Origin of the sequence: Undibacterium sp. 5I1 (genome assembly GCF_034314085.1) — a bacterium.
Lineage (GTDB): Bacteria > Pseudomonadota > Gammaproteobacteria > Burkholderiales > Burkholderiaceae_D > Undibacterium.
This window is the reverse complement of record NZ_JAVIWI010000001.1, coordinates 2,425,600-2,443,621: the sequence shown is the minus strand read 5'-3', so window position 1 is coordinate 2,443,621 and position 18,022 is coordinate 2,425,600. Positions and strand designations below refer to the sequence as shown.

The following is an 18,022-nucleotide window of genomic DNA, read 5'->3' as shown; positions in this document are numbered from 1 at the left end:
CCTGTTTTCACTGTCGGCGGCGCCGTTCACATTTGTCCGACGAACTTTTAATTATCAATGATACCTTTTTCGATAATACCTCATCGACATTTAAGCGAAAAGTTGTTTTGGGAATACCTTTGTTGCATAGAACGTTCTTTGGGCTCTGCGTCTGTCGCGTGGGTGTTAGCGAAGATGTGGCTCGCTTTATAAGAAATAAATCAGCCCTTATCTTTCTACCTGGAGGGCAAGCGCGCAAGCATAATGGAATGTTGGCAGCGGCCGGCGTTACCGTTATAAGCGCTGGTGCAGATGAGCGGCGCTCCCGCCACGACGTTTTGGTGAGGTCGACGAGTAGCCAAATGGGAGAAGCGCTTGAGCTTATGGCTCTCAAGCCGAGTGGATACCAAGTCAATTCCAGGGTCTTGATGACCTTGCTTGACCCATTCGGCTCGCCATTGCTCCCATACAAATGGGTCCGACATTTGTTCGAGTCCGTTGAGCTCGCAAATTTACTAGAAGTCATGAAAATCAAGTTTGACTAGAGATAAATAGGAAACATCCAAAGTGACTAGCTATAAATGTTGTAGCAAATTTGTCGCAAACTTAGGACCAAAACAGACCATTCCTGACCATTTCTGACGCTGAAATAAAAAAATCAGCCACCGTATAAGTGACTGATTTCATTGTTAACTCATTGATTTTATTGACAATTTTAATAAATAGTCTAATTAAATAGATGGTGGAGACGGCGGGAATCGAACCCGCGTCCAGAAGCACTCTACAGACAGTTCTACATACTTAGTGCTGCCATTTAATTTAATCCATACGACGCGGACGCACACGCTTCGGCTGGACGAGTTACCTATTATTTAGCTATTAGCCAAGTAACCCGGCTTATAGCGATTCCCTATGAATGACTCTACTGCTGTTGCCAGCCCGCCCTAGGGAAGAGACGGTGTAGAGTTAGCAAGCAATTAAGCTGCTAATGCGTACGAGTTATCGTTTGCAGTTATATAGTTCTGATTGTATTTACGAGGTAGTCAGGCCTCGGTATGCCCTGCGCTGCTTTGCAACCCCTGTCGAAGCCAGGTCGTCCCCAAACAGGTTAATATTGTAACGCGTAACTAGCTTATGCGGTGATAATGCGTAATTTAACTCACTGTTTGAGCATGCTTGGCACGAATCAGCTCTAATAATTCTAGAGGGGAATCGACTATGCCACCAGCTTTCCAGTGAGTAGGTTCTATTGCGCCACAATATCCCCACGCAGCCGCAACTGTGTACATACCTGCGGCGTTTCCTGCTTGGATATCACGCAAATCGTCCCCAACGTACCAACAATTCTGAGGCTTGATATTGATGCGACGCGCAGCCTCAAAAAGTGGGGCGGGGTGTGGTTTGGGGTGCGCTGTGGTATCTCCAGAAATGATGCACGCTGCATTTTGTAAGCCAATCAACGGGATTAGCAAATCGGTAAGCCGAGCTGCTTTATTCGTCACAACTCCCCAAACGATACCTAACTCTTCTAATCCTTTTAACAAATTTTGGACGTTTGGAAAAAGCTTGCTTTGATCAGCGATGTTATTTGCGTAGTTTTCTAAAAACTCTACACGCATTGCGTCGTACTCTGGGTGGTCTGGAATCACGTCAAATCCGGCTTTGAGGAGACCGCGTGCTCCGGCCGAGGCAAAAGGGCGCAGGCTTACGTATGGACTTGGTAATAATTGACGTTTACTGCGCATTATATTGACTGCTGCCGCTAGATCGGGAGCTGTATCAGCTAATGTACCATCGAGGTCGAACAAAACTGCCAGGGGAGTTTGCATAGATTAATTTACTGTTATATCCGTCACATTGTATTAATTTGCTGTCGAGGATCGTAAGTCTGGACTTGATAGCCGGAAGTGACCATCCGCTAAGCAGGACGAGTGCAGGCTACGAGATAGTTGACGCTAGTGTCAAGATTAAGGGAGTAAATTTTTGTCAGCGGGTTGTAACCCATGCCTCTGAATGTATCGACTTGCAGGCCAGCGTTGCGAATGGCTTGCGACAGCTCTGCCGGAGTAATAAACTTGGCATAGTCATGCGTTCCTTTTGGAAGCAGCTGCAATAAATATTCTGCACCGATGATCGCAAACAGATACGATTTAAGATTGCGGTTAAGTGTGGAGAAGAAAACTTGCCCACCTGGTTTTACTAACGCAGTACAAGCTTGGATGACGGATGCAGGATTAGGGACATGTTCCAGCATTTCCATACAGGTGACTACATCATATTGTGCAGGTTCACGAGCAGCAATGTCTTCCGCAGCAATCTTCTCATAACGTACGCTGACGCCAGATTCTAGTCCGTGCAAGTCTGCGACCTTTAATGCTTTCTCAGACAAATCGATGCCTGTTACGTTAGCACCTTTTTTAGCCATCGATTCCGCTAATATTCCACCGCCACAGCCGATATCAATGACTTTTTTTCCGATGAGCGGGATTCGATTATTAATCCATTCAAGACGAAGTGGATTTATTTCATGCAAAGGACGAAATTCAGATGTGGGATCCCACCAGCGATGAGCTAAGTCACTAAATTTTTGAATTTCTGCTGGATCGACGTTTTGAGTTGACATAATATTGGGCAAATGACTTTGCCACCTTACTTATAAAAGCACTATTGTAGGGCATATTTCGTCAGCGCATATAAGCTGCAGCAGCAATGAAAAAACCCTGCCTAAGCAGGGTTTTGAGTAATTAGCCGACCTGAGGGCAAACAAATTATTTTACGTTACGTGTACCAACAACTTCGATTTCTACGCGACGATTTTGTGCACGGCCTTCAGCTGTTTTGTTGTCAGCAACAGGTTGTTTTTTGCCTTTGCCTTCAGTGTAAACACGATTAGCTTCAATATCTTTGCTCACCAAATAAGCTTTGACAGCTTCTGCGCGTCTTACCGACAGTTTTTGGTTGTATGCATCGGAACCAACAGAGTCAGTGTGACCAACAGCAATAACTACTTCGAGGTTAATACCTTGAAGCTTCGATGCCATGTCATCCAATTTTGTTTTTGCTTCAGATTTCAACACTGCTTTGTCGAAATCAAAGAACGCATCAGCCGCGAAAGTGACTTTCTCAGAAGTTGGTGCAGGTGGCACGGCTACTGCAGGAGCAGGCGCTGCTACTGCCGCAGGAGTTGGTGCTGCTGCAATCGCTGGTGCTGGTTTGACTAGAGGTGCATCGCAACCTGGAACAGCATCTGCTGGTGTCCAGTAACCTGTACGCCAGCACAAACCAAATGGATCCCGAACAATAACACCACGACCATCTTGAACATAAGCACTGTTTGGTGTACTTGCTTTGATGTCCGTCATATCTTGCGCGGATGCTGAAAAAGCGGCTACTGAGGAAGCTGCGATAACGAGTTTTACTAAATTTTTCATATTTCTCCTCTCGGGTGAGATTTCTATCGCAGAATTAACTGCGCGAATTGCTGCATAAAATCGGATACTACCACGTGCTTGATTACAATACTATTTCAGTATCAATTTCTGACAATGAATTCATACTCTTACTTTGATTATTCTGCCACAAGACAGGTTGGCGAGCCAAAATTGTTAAATTAAGAAAGTAACATTTTGTTTGCGTGTCGTCTTTTAACAACCGACCTCGCCGCACGAATACGCTTAGACTTCATATCATTCATTATTTTAACACCTAGATGCTTGTCTTGAAATCGCTTGATCTTGGATGCTTAGCTTAAGCGCAAAATTAAGTCGTGGTAAATATTTATACATATTCATAGCGCAAATAAGTTCAAGTGGAGTCGTTACTATTTTTGTATTATTCATTGATGATGCTTAGAAAGTGTTCAATGTATAAAAAAGCACTCTAAGCGATTCGCTAATGCTCATGTAATATGGAATCTTGCGTATGGGCTTGCTTAGCAACTATCAATATTTACTGTGACATAACTGATTATCACCTTGTTAGCTCAGTTCAAAAACCACATGAATAGCAGGATTGGCATGTTAAAATCGGTAGTTAAGCATTGAAAATAGATGGCTAAATTTTCATATTCGAAGGTCTTTTAAGTTGTAGTTTTTAGGCGCGAGTTTGATTGCAAGTCATTTTCAACCCATCGTTATTTAACCAAGCTCTAAATTGCCGGCCCGCCAATGGATCAATTCGCTAAAGAAACACTCCCGATTTCCCTTGAAGAAGAAATGCGCAAGAGCTACCTCGATTACGCCATGAGCGTGATTGTTGGTCGTGCCTTGCCGGATGTACGTGATGGTTTGAAGCCTGTGCACAGACGCGTGTTATTCGCCATGCACGAAATGAACAACGTTTATAACCGTCCATTTGTAAAATGTGCACGTGTAGTCGGTGAAGTCATGGGTAAGTATCACCCCCACGGCGATGCATCGATTTACGATACCTTGGTGCGGATGGCACAGGACTTTTCCTTGCGCTACACTTTAGTGGATGGTCAGGGTAACTTTGGCTCGGTGGATGGCGATAATGCTGCTGCGATGCGTTATACCGAGTGCCGGCTAGATAAAATTGCTAATGAAATTCTGGCTGATATCGAAAAAGAAACCGTCGATTTTGTTCCTAACTATGATGGTAAAGAGCGCGAGCCGTCAGTATTGCCGACGCGTATTCCTAACTTGCTGATCAATGGTGCTTCCGGTATTGCGGTTGGTATGGCGACCAATATTCCGCCGCATAATATTACTGAAATCATTAATGGTGCCTTGCATGTGTTGCGCAATGCGGATTGCACAATTGACGAGCTGATCGAAATTATTCCTGCGCCAGATTTCCCTACTGGAGGAATTATTTATGGCGTCTCTGGCGTGCGTGATGGTTACCGCACGGGACGAGGACGAGTAGTAATGCGTGCTAAAACGCATTTTGAAGAATTTGGTAAAGAAAATCGTACTGCTCTGATCGTCGATGAGTTGCCTTACCAAGTAAATAAAAAATCTTTGCTAGAACGAATCGCTGAGTTGGTAAGGGATAAAAAACTCGACGGCATCTCTGATATTCGTGATGAGTCAGATAAATCCGGTATGCGCGTTGTCGTTGAATTGAAGCGCGGTGAAGTGCCGGAAGTTGTGCTCAATAATTTGTACAAGCAAACCCAATTACAAGATACCTTCGGTATGAACATGGTGTCTTTGGTAAATGGTCAGCCAAAGTTATTGAACTTGAAGCAGATGCTGGATTGCTTCCTGTCACATCGTCGTGAAGTTGTAACGCGTCGCACTGTATTTGAGCTTCGTAAAGCTCGTGAGCGCGGCCATGTGCTGGAAGGTCTGGCAGTTGCGTTAGCAAATATCGATGACTTCATTGCCATCATCAAAGCTGCGCCGACACCGCCATTGGCTAAGTTGGAATTGATGAATCGTGCTTGGGATAGCTCTATGGTGCGCGAGATGTTGATACGCACCGCTGCTGACAATCCTGCCGGTATCGACGCATTCCGTCCAGAGAATTTACCTAAACATTACGGTATTCAAAAAGACGGTTTGTATAAACTGTCCGATGATCAAGCGCAAGAAATTTTACAAATGCGTTTGCAACGCTTGACTGGTCTGGAACAAGATAAGATCGTTAACGAATACAAAGACGTTATGTCTGTAATCGCTGACTTGCTGGATATTTTGTCCAAGCCCGAGCGCGTTACCGTCATCATCACTGATGAGTTGACGGCAGCACGTAATGAATACGGCGAAGGCAACAAAGACGTACGCCGCTCCGAGATTACACACAATGCCACTGATTTAGAAACAGAAGATCTGATCACGCCAGTCGATATGGTGGTCACGCTCTCACACACCGGTTACATGAAGTCGCAGCCATTATCGGAATATCGTGCGCAAAAACGCGGTGGTCGTGGCAAGCAAGCGACAGCGACAAAAGATGATGACTGGATCGAACAATTGTTCGTGGCAAACACGCATGATTACATCTTGTGCTTCTCGAACCGCGGCCGTCTCTATTGGTTAAAAGTATGGGAAGTGCCGCAAGGTTCTCGCAACTCACGCGGTAAGCCTATTGTGAACATGTTCCCATTGCAGGACGGCGAAAAAATTACAGTGATCTTGCCACTATCCGGTGACAACCGCAGCTTCCCTGAAGATCACTACATTTTCATGGCGACCAGTCTTGGTACCGTGAAAAAGACACCGCTGAACGATTTTAGTAATCCGCGTAAAGCAGGCATTATTGCAGTCGATTTGGATGAAGGCGATTTCCTGATCGGTGCTGCACTGACTGACGGCAAGCACGATGTGATGCTATTTTCAGATTCCGGTAAAGCGGTGCGCTTTGACGAGAACGACGTACGTCCTATGGGTCGCACTGCACGTGGTGTGCGTGGTATGAATTTGGAAGAGGGTCAACAAGTCATCGCATTGTTAGTTGCTGAGAATGAGCAACAGTCAGTCTTGACGGCTACTGAAAACGGCTTTGGTAAACGCACACCAATCTTGGAATACACCCGTCATGGTCGCGGCACTAAAGGCATGATTGCGATTCAAACTTCTGAACGTAACGGTAAAGTTGTGGCAGCAACCTTGGTCGACACTAATGACGAAATCATGTTGATCACTACGGGCGGCGTATTGATCCGTACACGGGTATCTGAAATCCGTGAAATGGGACGTGCAACGCAAGGTGTTACTTTGATCGCTGTTGAAGATGGTACCAAGCTGTCTGGTTTGCAACGCATTGTTGAAACTGATGTCGATGTCGATGTCGATGCGATTATTGAGTCAGATATAGACAATGGCGCCGAAGGTGAACAAGCCGCAACGGAATAAGTTTTGACGACGATGATTGCCAGTTCTACTTCCAAAGTGATTGATAAAGTGACCGAAAACGTGAACAACATCGTGACAGCGATTTACAATTTTTCTGCCGGACCTGCCGTATTACCTATAGAGGTGTTGCAGCAGGCAGCAGCAGAAATGTTGAACTGGCATGGTAGCGGCATGTCGGTCATGGAAATGAGTCATCGCGGACCAGAATTTATGTCGATTATTGCAGCAGCGCAAAGTGATCTGCGCGAGCTGCTGGCAGTGCCGAATAATTACAAAATTCTGTTTCTGCAAGGTGGTGGTTTAGGTGAAAACGCGATTGTCCCCATGAATCTGATGGGGCGAAAGCCGCAGCCGGCAACTGCGGATTTTATTCACACGGGCTCATGGACCGCGAAGTCGATCAAAGAAGCGCATAAGTACGGTAATGTGAACGTTGCCGCTTCAGCAGAAGACAATGGACATACTGCAATCCCGGCACGTGAAAGCTGGAAGTTGTCTCAAGACGCAGCTTACGTGCATATCTGTACCAACGAAACGATCGATGGCGTTGAATACCAGTTCGCACCGGATGTGAATGCCGACACGGGCGGCGCGCCGATTGTGGCTGATATGTCCTCACATATTCTGTCGCGCGTGATTGATGTTGCTAAATATGGTGTGATTTTTGGCGGCGCACAAAAAAATATTGGCCCCGCCGGTTTGACGATTGTTATTGTGCGTGACGATTTACTTGGCGATGCGTTACCAATTTGCCCGTCAGCATTTAACTGGAAAATTGTTGCAGACAATGATTCCATGTACAACACGCCGCCCACGTATGCGATCTATATTGCAGGCTTGGTATTCCAGTGGCTAAAACGCCAGGGTGGTGTCGCAGCGATGGAGCAAAAAAATATCGCCAAAGCGCAACTGTTGTACGACTATCTGGACGATTCAGATTTTTACGTCAATCGGGTTGCCAAGGATTGCCGTTCACGTATGAACGTGCCGTTCTTTTTGAATGACGAAAGTTTAAATACAGAGTTTTTAGCGCAAGCCAAGCAACACGGGTTGTTGCAATTAAAAGGACATAAATCAGTCGGCGGTATGCGCGCCTCGATTTATAACGCGATGCCGATAGAAGGCGTACAAGCCTTGGTCAGTTTTATGAAAGAATTTGCCCGCGCTCATGCATGAGCGGTGAGCAACCAGATAGCTTCTTCTCTTTAGCCCTTTCTTTGCATGGCACTCACCATCACCTGGAAACCGTGGCGCTAAGGACAACGACCAAAAGTCGGAAGAGAGGCGAGCATCATTGCCATCACGCTACGCTAACCAGCGAGAATGGCGTGAGTGTGACTCGTACAAGTGTGAAGTATACAGCGACGTTTTCAACAACTCGCTAAACGGTTTTTAGGTTTCTTATGAGCGATAACAAATTATTCCCTCTGCGTCAGAAAATTGACGCCATCGATACACAAATCCTCTCGTTATTAAATGAGCGCGCACGTGTTGCGGAAGAGGTCGGTCATGTTAAGGCAGAGACCAATGCCCCCGTGTTCCGGCCAGAGCGCGAGGCGCAAGTTTTACGCAGCGTCGCTGAACGTAATCCCGGCCCTTTAGCGAGTCAGGATATTCAACTGATTTTCCGTGAAATTATGTCGGCTTGCCGGGCACTGGAACGTCGCGTAGTGGTGGCATTTTTGGGGCCGGTCGGTACTTTTAGTGAGCAAGCGGTGTATCAGCAATTTGGGCATGCGATTCAAGCTTTACCCTGCGTATCGATTGACGAAGTGTTCCGTGCAACCGAGGCGGGTACCGCAGATTTCGGCGTCGTGCCGATTGAAAATTCAACGGAGGGCGCGATCAACCGCACCCTCGATTTACTACTCCAGACCAGCCTTGCAATCAGTGGTGAACTAGCAATTCCGGTACAGCATAGTTTGATGACTAAAACGGGCACGATGGATGGTGTGACGCGGATTTGCGCGCACTCGCAAGCGTTAGCGCAGTGTCAGGCCTGGTTGAATCAGCATTATCCTCATATCGAACGTCAAGCCATGGCATCCAATGCAGAAGCCGCCCGTATGGCCAGCGGTGACGCGACGATGGCAGCGATTGCCAGTGAAATCGCGGGACAGCAATATCAGCTTGGCGTAGTTAGTGCGCACATTCAGGATGATCCTCATAACCGTACGCGTTTTGCTGTGATTGGCCGTTTACAAACAACGCCGAGCGGTAAGGATCAGACCTCCTTGGTATTGGCCGTACCAAATAAAGCCGGCGCAGTTTACAACTTGCTTGCCCCATTATCCAAGCATGGCGTGTCAATGACGCGCTTCGAGTCGCGGCCAGCGCGCACTGGCAATTGGGAATATTATTTTTACGTCGATGTAGAAGGCCATGTAATGGATGAGAAGGTGGCTAAAGCCATGACGGATTTGAATAACAATGCGGCCTTCTTTAAGATACTAGGTTCTTATCCTTGCACTGTTTGATGAAATAAAGCTCGGTAAAAAGTTTTTTAGAATCTCTATTGTTAGATGTCCAGTATAAATAAGCCTCTCAAGCCAAAAGTGCTCCAAGAGCCGCACAAACAATGGACGACTAATTTTGAAGGATTTCTAAAATCTCATTCTTGAGCGAATCGAGGCGCAGCTATTGCTTGCAAAACTATAAAGTCTTGCAACGCCGAAGTAGTGCTGTGCTGAGTTAGCAAACACGGTCTGGCGATGTATCTCGATTAAAGATTTTTTAGAAGTCCCTTTTTTGTAAATCCAGCCTGACGCTGGACAATTTCTGGAGCAGCTATGTCTACACAATTTGGTCCCGCCTATGTTCGTGCAATTGCCCCTTACCAAGGCGGCAAGCCTATCTCTGAAGTGGCGCGTGAATTTGGTCTAGACGAATCAAAAATCGTCAAACTGGCATCGAATGAAAATCCGCTCGGTGTACCGCAATCTGCGCAAGCAGCAATGCTGAAAGCTGCTGCTGATCTGGGGCGCTATCCTGATGCAAATGGCTTTGAATTAAAAGCCGCGATCATGGCGAAATACAATGTGCCGCAAGATTGGATTACCTTAGGCAATGGCAGTAACGACATTTTGGAATTGGCTGCACATTCTTTTGTGGAGCCAGGCCAGTCAGTCGTTTTTGCACAATATTCATTTGCCGTGTATCCATTGGCGACGCAAGCTGTTGGCGGACGCGCGATTGTGGTCGCGGCGAAAGATTTTGGACATGACCTGCCCGCAATGGCGGCAGCAATTACTGCGGATACTAAATTAGTTTTCATCGCCAATCCGAACAATCCGACAGGAACGTTTTTGCCGGCGGCGGAGATCGAAGCCTTCCTGAAAAAAGTGCCTGCCGGTGTCGTCGTCGTTCTCGATGAAGCGTACAACGAATTCCTCGCCGCCGACTTGCAATATGACTCTATCGCCTGGGTTAGACAGTACCCTAATTTGCTGGTATCGCGCACCATGTCCAAGGCGTACGGCCTGGCTGGCTTGCGTATTGGTTTTGGGATTGCACAACCGGGCATCACTGATTTATTGAACCGTGTACGCCAGCCGTTTAACGTCAATTCAATGGCACAAGCTGCTGCTGTCGCTGCCTTGAATGATGCAGAGTTTTTGCAAAAAAGTGCAAAACTGAATGCGGATGGTTACGTCCAGCTGACCAGCGCGTTTAAAGAGTTGAGTCTCGATTTTGTGCCGTCTTTTGGCAACTTTGTGTTAGTCAAAGTCGGTAATGAAGACAGCGCGGGCGCACGTATCAATCTGGAATTACTGAAGCGTGGGGTCATCGTGCGTCCAGTCGGCAATTACGGCTTGCCGCAGTTCCTGCGTATTTCTATTGGTTTGCCAGAAGAGAATGCGGCATTTATCACCGCTTTAAAAGAGATACTGGCTGCCTGAAACATGATGACGAGTGACGACAAGTTGAAGTCGATAGCACAGCAAGACCAGCAACAGCACCGGCTAAAGCGGGTCGCCATCTTTGGCGTTGGACTGATTGGTGGCTCATTTGCTCTAGCCTTAAAAAAGGCGGGCGCAGTTGAGCACGTAGTGGGCGTCGGTCGTAGCTTGGCATCCTTGCAACGTGCGCAGCAACTCGGCATCATTGATGAGATTGCTGATTCCGCTGCCGCCGCGGTGCGGAATGCCGATTTGGTATTGATCGCTGCGCCAGTCGCACAGACGGCAGCGATCTTGTCCTCGATTCAGCCTTACTTACAGCCCAATACTATTGTGACTGATGCCGGTAGCACTAAGTCGGATGTCGTTGCCGCAGCACGGCAAGTGATGGGCAATCAGCTTGCGCAATTTGTGCCCGCGCACCCGATTGCAGGACGTGAACAAAATGGCCCAGACGCTGCGCTGGCCGACTTGTATGTGGGCAAAAAAGTCGTGATCACGCGCTTGCCTGAGAACACGGATGAGGCGGTTGCCAGAGTCGCGTATGCGTGGCAGCAATGCGGCGCTATCATTCATCATCTCAGTCCGGCAGAACACGATGCAGTGTTCGCATCTATCAGTCATTTGCCACATTTGCTGGCGTACGCTCTGGTGGACGACATTGCGCGCAAGCCGCATGCGGATACTTTATTTCAATATGCTGCCAGCGGTTTTCGTGACTTTACGCGGATCGCCGGTTCGTCGCCAGAGATGTGGCGTGATATTACCCTGGCGAATCGAGCTGCCATGTTGCAGGAACTTGATTCCTACACGGCACGACTAGCAATTTTGCGTGAGCATTTAGTGAGCGCCAACGCATCTGGGATCGAATCGATTTACAGTCATGCGCAGGCGGCACGACATAACTGGATTACGGCGATAGAAGCCGCTGAGAAGCAGAACAAAGAGGGTGGGGATTGAGCTTCAGATGTTATGGCTTAGGTGCTGTGATTACCTGATTGATTTAATATACTCCCCTTATTTTTTTATAAAATAGCCTTATTGTCCAATAACTCTATGGACAATTTAAATATACCCTGGTGGAGTATTAATTTAGCGGTAAAAGTATTTATTGTCAGTATTTGCGCAAAACTGCTTTGGCTGCGTTGCCGATTTTGGTCGCTAGTCCTTGCCTGAGAAATTTGCCTAAGCCTTAATTACTTTTCACCAAAATTTAAAAAATAGCAGTTTCCTACCAGTTCTCGTTATCACCTAACATCTGTATGAGTCCATCAGCCAAATGAGTCAAGCCGCTAAACATTATCCACATTACCTCGATTTGCACCCTGTAATGCAGGCACAAGGCACAGTGCGTTTGCCAGGTTCTAAAAGTATTTCAAACCGCACCTTGCTGCTGGCCGCGCTAGCACAAGGCACTACGCAGATTGTGGAGTTGCTGGCGTCTGACGACACCTTAGTCATGCTGACGGCGTTGCAAAAGCTTGGCGTACATTGGACACAGGACGGTGCAACCCAGAATTACACCGTGACTGGCGTGGATGGTGTATTGCCGCAGCATCAGGCTGATTTATTTATGGGTAATGCAGGTACTGCGATCCGTCCGCTGGTCGCTGCTCTGGCAGTGATTGGAGGCGACTACACCTTGCACGGCGTCTCACGTATGCATGAGCGGCCGATCGGTGATCTGGTCGATGCGTTAAACCAAGTTGGTGTGCAGATTGAGTACACCGGTAATCCTGGCTTCCCACCGCTGCACATTCGTCGCGGTCACATTCATGCGCATCGTTTGCAAGTCAAAGGCAATGTCTCCAGTCAATTTTTGACCGCATTGCTAATGGCAGCGCCGCTGATGGCGCGTGATCATGATGTAACGATTGAAGTGATTGGTGAGTTGATTTCTAAACCCTATATCGAAATCACCTTGAATTTAATGCAGCGTTTTGGCGTAACTGTGCAACGCGATGGCTGGCAGGTATTTACGATTGCAACAGGTCAGCGATATGTGTCGCCAGAGGTGATTCATGTTGAAGGTGACGCATCGTCAGCATCTTATTTTCTCGCAGCAGGCGCGATTGCTGGCGGGCCAGTACGGGTCGAAGGCGTTGGTTTGCATAGTATCCAAGGCGATGTGCGGTTTGCAGAAGCTTTGGAGAAAATGGGCGCGACAATCACACGTGGTGACAACTGGATAGAGGCTAAATCGAACGGCGTATTGCAAGCGATCGATATGGATTTCAACCATATCCCCGATGCAGCAATGACGATTGCGGTTGCCGCTTTGTATGCCAATGGCACTACGACTTTGCGCAATATTGCCAGCTGGCGCGTGAAGGAAACAGATCGCATCGCCGCCATGGCGACAGAGCTGCGTAAGCTCGGTGCGCTGGTCGAAGAGGGCGCAGATTATATGACCGTTACCCCGCCTGCCAAGATTTTGCCTGCTACTATTGATACTTACGACGATCACCGCATGGCAATGTGTTTCTCGCTTGCTACTTTGGATGGCGCTGCTCGTCGCGGCGCTGCAATGCGTATCAATGATCCTAAATGCGTAGCGAAAACTTTCCCCGATTATTTCGAGGCGTTTGCCAAAATTAACCACAAGGAATTGTTTTGATGATGTCGACAGTGCCAGTGATCACGATTGATGGACCAACTGCCTCCGGCAAAGGTACGGTGGCACATCGTGTTGCAAAGCAGTTAGGATTCCACTACCTGGATTCTGGTGCCTTATATCGCTTAACGGCTTTGTCCGCGCAGCAAAAACACATTGCCTTAGATGATGAAATTAGTCTGGCCGCATTAGCACGCGAGCTGCCGTGTCGTTTTGTGCATGGCCATGTGTTGCTTGATGATAAAGATGTGACTGATGCCGTCAGGGCAGAAGCTATCGGTGTCGCGGCTTCAAAAATCGCAGTATTGCCAGAGCTCAGAAAAGCCTTGGTCGATTTGCAAGTGGCATTCCGTTATGCGCCTGGATTAGTGGCAGATGGACGTGATATGGGAACGGTGATTTTTCCTGACGCAACCCAGAAAATTTATCTTACGGCAAGTGTTGATGCCCGCGCGTCAAGACGATATAAGCAATTGATTGAAAAGGGTTTTTCTGCTAATATGGAAGACTTGATAAAGGATTTGACGGAACGCGATGCGAGAGATAGTGCCCGCACCGCAGCGCCTCTCAAGCCAGCATCAGGGGCATATATCCTCGACACATCAGCAATGGGAGTCGAGCAGGCGGTGCAAACCGTACTGGATTTATATGCTGCAACATGCAAATTAGCAAGCCAATAAATGTTCTAAAAAGCCTGCAAATGAATTTGATTTTCAATCAGTTTATCTTTTGAAAATCAATGTTGAAGTGCCTAAACTGATGCAAAGTCAGTGCGGGTTTGTTTAACCTAACCCAGTGTACACAGCGCTTTTGCCGTGTTCTGGATAACTCGAGTACCCTATGTCTACTGTTTTTATGTCCCAAGATTTTGCTACCGGTGCAGATAGCTTCGCAGCTTTATTCGAAGAATCCCTGTCACGTCAGGATATGCGTTCCGGTGAAGTAATCTCTGCTGAAGTCGTTCGCATCGACCACAATTTCGTGATCGTGAACGCTGGCCTCAAATCTGAAGCCTTTATCCCTGTTGAAGAATTCAAAAACGACCAAGGTGAGCTGGAAGTTAACATCGGCGATTTCGTTTCCGTAGCGATTGATTCGCTGGAAAACGGTTTCGGCGACACCATTTTGTCCCGCGACAAAGCAAAACGTCTGGCCTCATGGCTCGCGCTGGAAAAAGCGCTGGAGTCTGGCGAGATTGTTACTGGTACCGTTAATGGCAAAGTTAAAGGTGGTTTGACTGTTCTCACGAACGGCATCCGCGCTTTCTTGCCAGGTTCTTTGGTTGATACACGCCCAGTTAAGGATACAACTCCTTACGAAGGCAAGACCATGGAATTCAAGGTTATCAAGCTGGATCGTAAGCGTAACAACGTCGTTCTGTCCCGCCGCGCTGTAGTTGAAGCGTCTATGGGCGAAGAGCGTCAAAAGCTGATGGAAACCTTGAAAGAAGGCACAGTTGTTACTGGTATCGTTAAAAATATCACTGACTACGGCGCATTCGTGGATCTGGGCGGCATTGACGGTCTGTTGCACATTACTGATCTGGCATGGCGTCGTGTACGTCACCCTTCAGAGGTGTTGACAGTTGGTCAAGAAATCACTGCAAAAATCCTGAAATTTGATCAAGAGAAAAATCGCGTTTCTCTGGGCGTAAAACAATTGGGCGATGATCCATGGACTGGTCTGTCACGTCGTTACCCACAACACACACGTCTGTTTGGTAAAGTCACTAATCTGACTGACTACGGCGCGTTTGTTGAAGTCGAGCAAGGTATTGAAGGTTTGGTTCACGTTTCCGAAATGGATTGGACTAACAAAAACGTAGCACCAAATAAAGTTGTTCAATTGGGCGACGAAGTTGAAGTCATGGTTCTGGAAATCGACGAAGATCGTCGTCGTATCAGCCTGGGCATGAAACAATGCAAAGCCAATCCTTGGGATGATTTTGCGATCAACCACAAGAAAGGTGACAAAGTTCGCGGCGCGATCAAGTCCATCACTGATTTCGGCGTGTTCATTGGTTTGTCTGGCAATATCGACGGTTTGGTGCATTTGTCTGATTTGTCCTGGAACGAAACTGGCGAAGAAGCAGTTCGCGGCTTCAAAAAAGGTGACGAACTGGAAGCAATCGTTCTGGCAATCGATGTTGAGCGTGAGCGCGTTTCTTTGGGTGTTAAACAACTCGAAGGCGACCCATTCAATAACTACTGCGCAATGAACGACAAAGGTGCAGTTGTTGTTGGTACAGTTAAATCTGTTGAAGCTAAGGGCGCAGTGATCCAATTGGCTGATGATGTTGAAGGCTACTTGCGTGCTTCCGAAATCTCCCGTGACCGCGTGGAAGATGCAGGTACACACCTGAAAGTTGGCGATAGCGTTGAAGCCTTGGTATTGAACATTGATCGCAAAGCACGTGGCATTCAATTGTCTATCAAAGCAAAAGATAGCGTTGAAACACAAGAAGCAATGCAAAAAATGTCTTCTGACTCGAACTCCAATGCAGCTTCTGGCACTACAAGCTTAGGCGCGTTGTTGAAAGCCAAGTTCGATAATAAGAACTAAGCATCAACTTAGATACTGAGTTTTAGATGACAAAGTCTGAGTTGATTGCTCGCTTGGCAGAGCGATATCCACAGCTGGTTGCAAAAGATGTGGATGTCGCTGTCAAAACCATTCTGGATGCAATGTCCGATGTGCTGGCTAATGGTCAGCGTATCGAAATCCGTGGTTTTGGCAGCTTTGCCTTGAACAGTCGGCCTCCCCGCATTGGACGTAATCCTAAGTCCGGTGACAAGGTGATGGTTCCTGAAAAACGGGTTCCACACTTTAAACCAGGTAAAGAATTGCGTGAAAGAGTGGACGCCATGGTAGGGCAACCGATACAAGACGATTAAGCGAAGGTCGTCATTTCGGTGACCTGCGTCTTACAAAGTATGCAAAAAAATGAAAGCGGTATATCGGTCTGACCGATGTGCCGTTTTTTTTCACGTACAATTTCAAGCCTGAGTTTGTTGAATCATAATTCGCATATTTATTTTTGATTGAGTAGATAGATTCTGCTGCGATACAGCAAATTACTTGTAAACAATCGAGTTTGTGTTACGGTGTCAAAAACTCCATAAGAGCCTAGATAGGATACTGTTATGAAAATTATTTCCAGAATTATTACCCTCATTTTATTCATCGCCTTTTTTGGTTTTGCGATCAAAAATGATCAGATCGTGACCTTGCAATATTTCTTTGGTTACCAACAATCGGCTCCTTTAGTTATTCTGTTGTTAGTCTTCTTCCTCTCTGGCGGAGTGCTAGGTATTTTGGCCATGGTACCCATGGTTTATCGACACAAACGCGATATCTCAAAACATAAAAAAACAATCGCAGAAATTGAAAGTGAAAGATTGGCCGCCCAACGCGCCAGTACCGAAGCACCTCAACCGGATAGTGTTCGTAATATCTAACACCAATATAGCGATAAATAAAAATATGGAATTTGATATCTGGTGGTTGCTTGGCATCCCCCTATTTTTTTCACTTGGCTGGATTGCTGCCCGGGTCGATATTCGCCAGCTTCTTTCAGAGTCCCGTAGTTTGCCTCGCGGTTATTTTAAGGGTCTAAATTTTCTATTAAACGATCAGCACGATAAAGCGATCGATGCCTTTATCGAGATAGTTAAACTTGATCCTGAGACAGTAGAGTTGCACTTTGCGCTAGGTAATTTATTCCGTCGTCGTGGCGAAACAGAACGCGCTATTCGAGTTCATCAAAACTTGTTGTCCCGTCCTGATTTACCACTTGATCAGCAAACACAGGCAATGTTTGAACTAGGTCAGGATTACCTCAAAGCTGGTTTATTAGATCGAGCTGAAGAAACTTTTAATCAGCTAGTTGCTGGTCAATATGCAATACAAGCCAGACGTGCTTTGCTGGAAATTTATCAGCGTGAAAAAGAATGGGCAAGGGCGATTGAGGCAGCTTATGCATTGCAAGAATCTGGTGCAGGCGGCAGGCAAAAAGAAATCGCTCAATTTTATTGTGAGATCGCACAGGACGAATTGGTGCATACGCATTCTGATGCAGCATTAGCGATGTTAGATAAGGCCTTGGCAGCAGATAGACATAATGTGCGTGCCGCAATTCTGATGGGGGATGTACATCTAACTAACGGTGACATAGAAAAGGCCTTGTTGGCCTGGCGCAGAGTAGAACAGCAAAGTGTTCCTCATGTTGCTTTAGTGGCGCAAAGATTGATGGATGGTTATCGCAAGCTTGAGAGACCTCAGGAGGGTTTGAATTTGCTCAGAGGCTATCTTGCCGAAGCATCCTCGATTGACCTGTTGGAGGTCGTATTTAAGGCGACTCTGGAGTTGGATACAGTTAGCGCTGCAAATCAATTAGTCAGCGATGAATTGCGTAGAACGCCGACCTTGTTAGGTTTGGACAAATTGCTTGATGCGCGCTTGATGTCGGCTCCGCCAGACATTAGACCTGAGCTCTCTATGGTTAAAAATCTGGTACATGGTTATGCACAAAAACTAGCGCGCTACCAATGTTCCCATTGTGGTTTTAAAGCGCGTCAATTTTATTGGCAATGTCCGGGATGTAGTCGCTGGGAAACGTATCCGCCACGTCGTACAGAAGAATTAAACGTAATGAATTAATTTTTTATTTTTGTAAAAATAAAAATGTAAAAACTTAAATAGGATTGTGA

14 protein-coding genes and 1 other RNA gene are annotated in these 18,022 nt (G+C 46.8%); 11 read left to right on the top strand and 4 right to left on the bottom strand.

Annotation, left to right across the window (positions count from 1 at the left end; translation table 11 throughout):
- Positions 1-719: 719 nt before the first annotated feature.
- The 4 genes from ssrA to ompA all read right to left on the bottom strand — a co-directional run bounded on the left by ssrA (position 720) and on the right by ompA (position 3,410).
- Positions 720-1,080, bottom strand: a transfer-messenger RNA (tmRNA) gene (gene ssrA / locus RGU72_RS10810).
- Positions 1,081-1,133: 53 nt separating this feature from the next.
- On the bottom strand, positions 1,134-1,808 hold the full coding sequence (locus RGU72_RS10805) for an HAD-IA family hydrolase (protein WP_322119726.1): 675 nt from the start codon (positions 1,806-1,808) through the stop codon (positions 1,134-1,136).
- Between the two features lie 89 nt (positions 1,809-1,897).
- Positions 1,898-2,602, bottom strand: coding sequence for a bifunctional 2-polyprenyl-6-hydroxyphenol methylase/3-demethylubiquinol 3-O-methyltransferase UbiG (gene ubiG / locus RGU72_RS10800; protein WP_322119725.1), 705 nt, complete (start codon positions 2,600-2,602; stop codon positions 1,898-1,900).
- Between the two features lie 145 nt (positions 2,603-2,747).
- Entirely contained in the window at positions 2,748-3,410 is a 663-nt protein-coding gene (gene ompA / locus RGU72_RS10795) for an outer membrane protein OmpA (RefSeq protein WP_322119724.1), read from the bottom strand.
- Between the two features lie 735 nt (positions 3,411-4,145).
- On the opposite strand from ompA, the gene gyrA reads away from it, so the two are divergent.
- The 11 genes from gyrA (at position 4,146) to lapB (ending at position 17,972) form a co-directional block, all read left to right on the top strand.
- Complete coding sequence (gyrA, locus tag RGU72_RS10790) at positions 4,146-6,800, top strand: DNA gyrase subunit A (protein ID WP_322119723.1); 2,655 nt, start codon at positions 4,146-4,148, stop codon at positions 6,798-6,800.
- Between the two features lie 72 nt (positions 6,801-6,872).
- The gene (serC, locus tag RGU72_RS10785; protein ID WP_322121622.1) at positions 6,873-7,976 is read left to right on the top strand and encodes a 3-phosphoserine/phosphohydroxythreonine transaminase; all 1,104 of its coding nucleotides are present in this window, start codon (positions 6,873-6,875) and stop codon (positions 7,974-7,976) included.
- Positions 7,977-8,203: 227 nt separating this feature from the next.
- Positions 8,204-9,277 carry a prephenate dehydratase gene (gene pheA / locus RGU72_RS10780; RefSeq protein ID WP_295748241.1) on the top strand — a complete coding sequence of 358 codons (1,074 nt, stop codon included), beginning with the start codon at positions 8,204-8,206 and terminating at the stop codon, positions 9,275-9,277.
- 312 nt (positions 9,278-9,589) lie between these two features.
- Complete coding sequence (gene hisC / locus RGU72_RS10775) at positions 9,590-10,699, top strand: histidinol-phosphate transaminase (RefSeq protein ID WP_322119722.1); 1,110 nt, start codon at positions 9,590-9,592, stop codon at positions 10,697-10,699.
- Positions 10,700-10,705: 6 nt separating this feature from the next.
- On the top strand, positions 10,706-11,659 hold the full coding sequence (locus tag RGU72_RS10770; protein WP_322119721.1) for a prephenate dehydrogenase: 954 nt from the start codon (positions 10,706-10,708) through the stop codon (positions 11,657-11,659).
- A gap of 319 nt (positions 11,660-11,978) precedes the next feature.
- On the top strand, positions 11,979-13,316 hold the full coding sequence (aroA, locus tag RGU72_RS10765) for a 3-phosphoshikimate 1-carboxyvinyltransferase (protein WP_322119720.1): 1,338 nt from the start codon (positions 11,979-11,981) through the stop codon (positions 13,314-13,316).
- The gene (cmk, locus tag RGU72_RS10760; protein ID WP_322121621.1) at positions 13,316-13,993 is read left to right on the top strand and encodes a (d)CMP kinase; all 678 of its coding nucleotides are present in this window, start codon (positions 13,316-13,318) and stop codon (positions 13,991-13,993) included. Before aroA ends, cmk begins: the two co-directional genes overlap by 1 nt.
- Positions 13,994-14,153: 160 nt before the next feature.
- Positions 14,154-15,875 (top strand): 30S ribosomal protein S1, encoded by a 1,722-nt coding sequence (gene rpsA, locus RGU72_RS10755; RefSeq protein WP_322119719.1) that lies wholly within the window; start codon positions 14,154-14,156, stop codon positions 15,873-15,875.
- Positions 15,876-15,901: 26 nt separating this feature from the next.
- Entirely contained in the window at positions 15,902-16,207 is a 306-nt protein-coding gene (locus tag RGU72_RS10750; RefSeq protein WP_322119718.1) for an integration host factor subunit beta, read from the top strand.
- 249 nt (positions 16,208-16,456) lie between these two features.
- Positions 16,457-16,771 (top strand): LapA family protein, encoded by a 315-nt coding sequence (locus tag RGU72_RS10745; RefSeq protein ID WP_322119717.1) that lies wholly within the window; start codon positions 16,457-16,459, stop codon positions 16,769-16,771.
- Between the two features lie 25 nt (positions 16,772-16,796).
- Complete coding sequence (lapB, locus tag RGU72_RS10740; protein WP_322119716.1) at positions 16,797-17,972, top strand: lipopolysaccharide assembly protein LapB; 1,176 nt, start codon at positions 16,797-16,799, stop codon at positions 17,970-17,972.
- Positions 17,973-18,022 lie beyond the last annotated feature (50 nt).

Bases quoted from the DNA above. Each gene is read 5' to 3' on its own strand.
- lapB (WP_322119716.1), top strand. From the start codon at position 16,797: ATGGAATTTGATATCTGGTGGTTGCTTGGCATCCCCCTATTTTTTTCA.
- ompA (WP_322119724.1), bottom strand. From the start codon at position 3,410: ATGAAAAATTTAGTAAAACTCGTTATCGCAGCTTCCTCAGTAGCCGCT.
- RGU72_RS10745 (WP_322119717.1), top strand. From the start codon at position 16,457: ATGAAAATTATTTCCAGAATTATTACCCTCATTTTATTCATCGCCTTT.
- aroA (WP_322119720.1), top strand. From the start codon at position 11,979: ATGAGTCAAGCCGCTAAACATTATCCACATTACCTCGATTTGCACCCT.
- hisC (WP_322119722.1), top strand. From the start codon at position 9,590: ATGTCTACACAATTTGGTCCCGCCTATGTTCGTGCAATTGCCCCTTAC.
- RGU72_RS10750 (WP_322119718.1), top strand. From the start codon at position 15,902: ATGACAAAGTCTGAGTTGATTGCTCGCTTGGCAGAGCGATATCCACAG.
- ubiG (WP_322119725.1), bottom strand. From the start codon at position 2,602: ATGTCAACTCAAAACGTCGATCCAGCAGAAATTCAAAAATTTAGTGAC.
- rpsA (WP_322119719.1), top strand. From the start codon at position 14,154: ATGTCTACTGTTTTTATGTCCCAAGATTTTGCTACCGGTGCAGATAGC.
- RGU72_RS10770 (WP_322119721.1), top strand. From the start codon at position 10,706: ATGACGAGTGACGACAAGTTGAAGTCGATAGCACAGCAAGACCAGCAA.
- pheA (WP_295748241.1), top strand. From the start codon at position 8,204: ATGAGCGATAACAAATTATTCCCTCTGCGTCAGAAAATTGACGCCATC.
- cmk (WP_322121621.1), top strand. From the start codon at position 13,316: ATGATGTCGACAGTGCCAGTGATCACGATTGATGGACCAACTGCCTCC.
- gyrA (WP_322119723.1), top strand. From the start codon at position 4,146: ATGGATCAATTCGCTAAAGAAACACTCCCGATTTCCCTTGAAGAAGAA.
- RGU72_RS10805 (WP_322119726.1), bottom strand. From the start codon at position 1,808: ATGCAAACTCCCCTGGCAGTTTTGTTCGACCTCGATGGTACATTAGCT.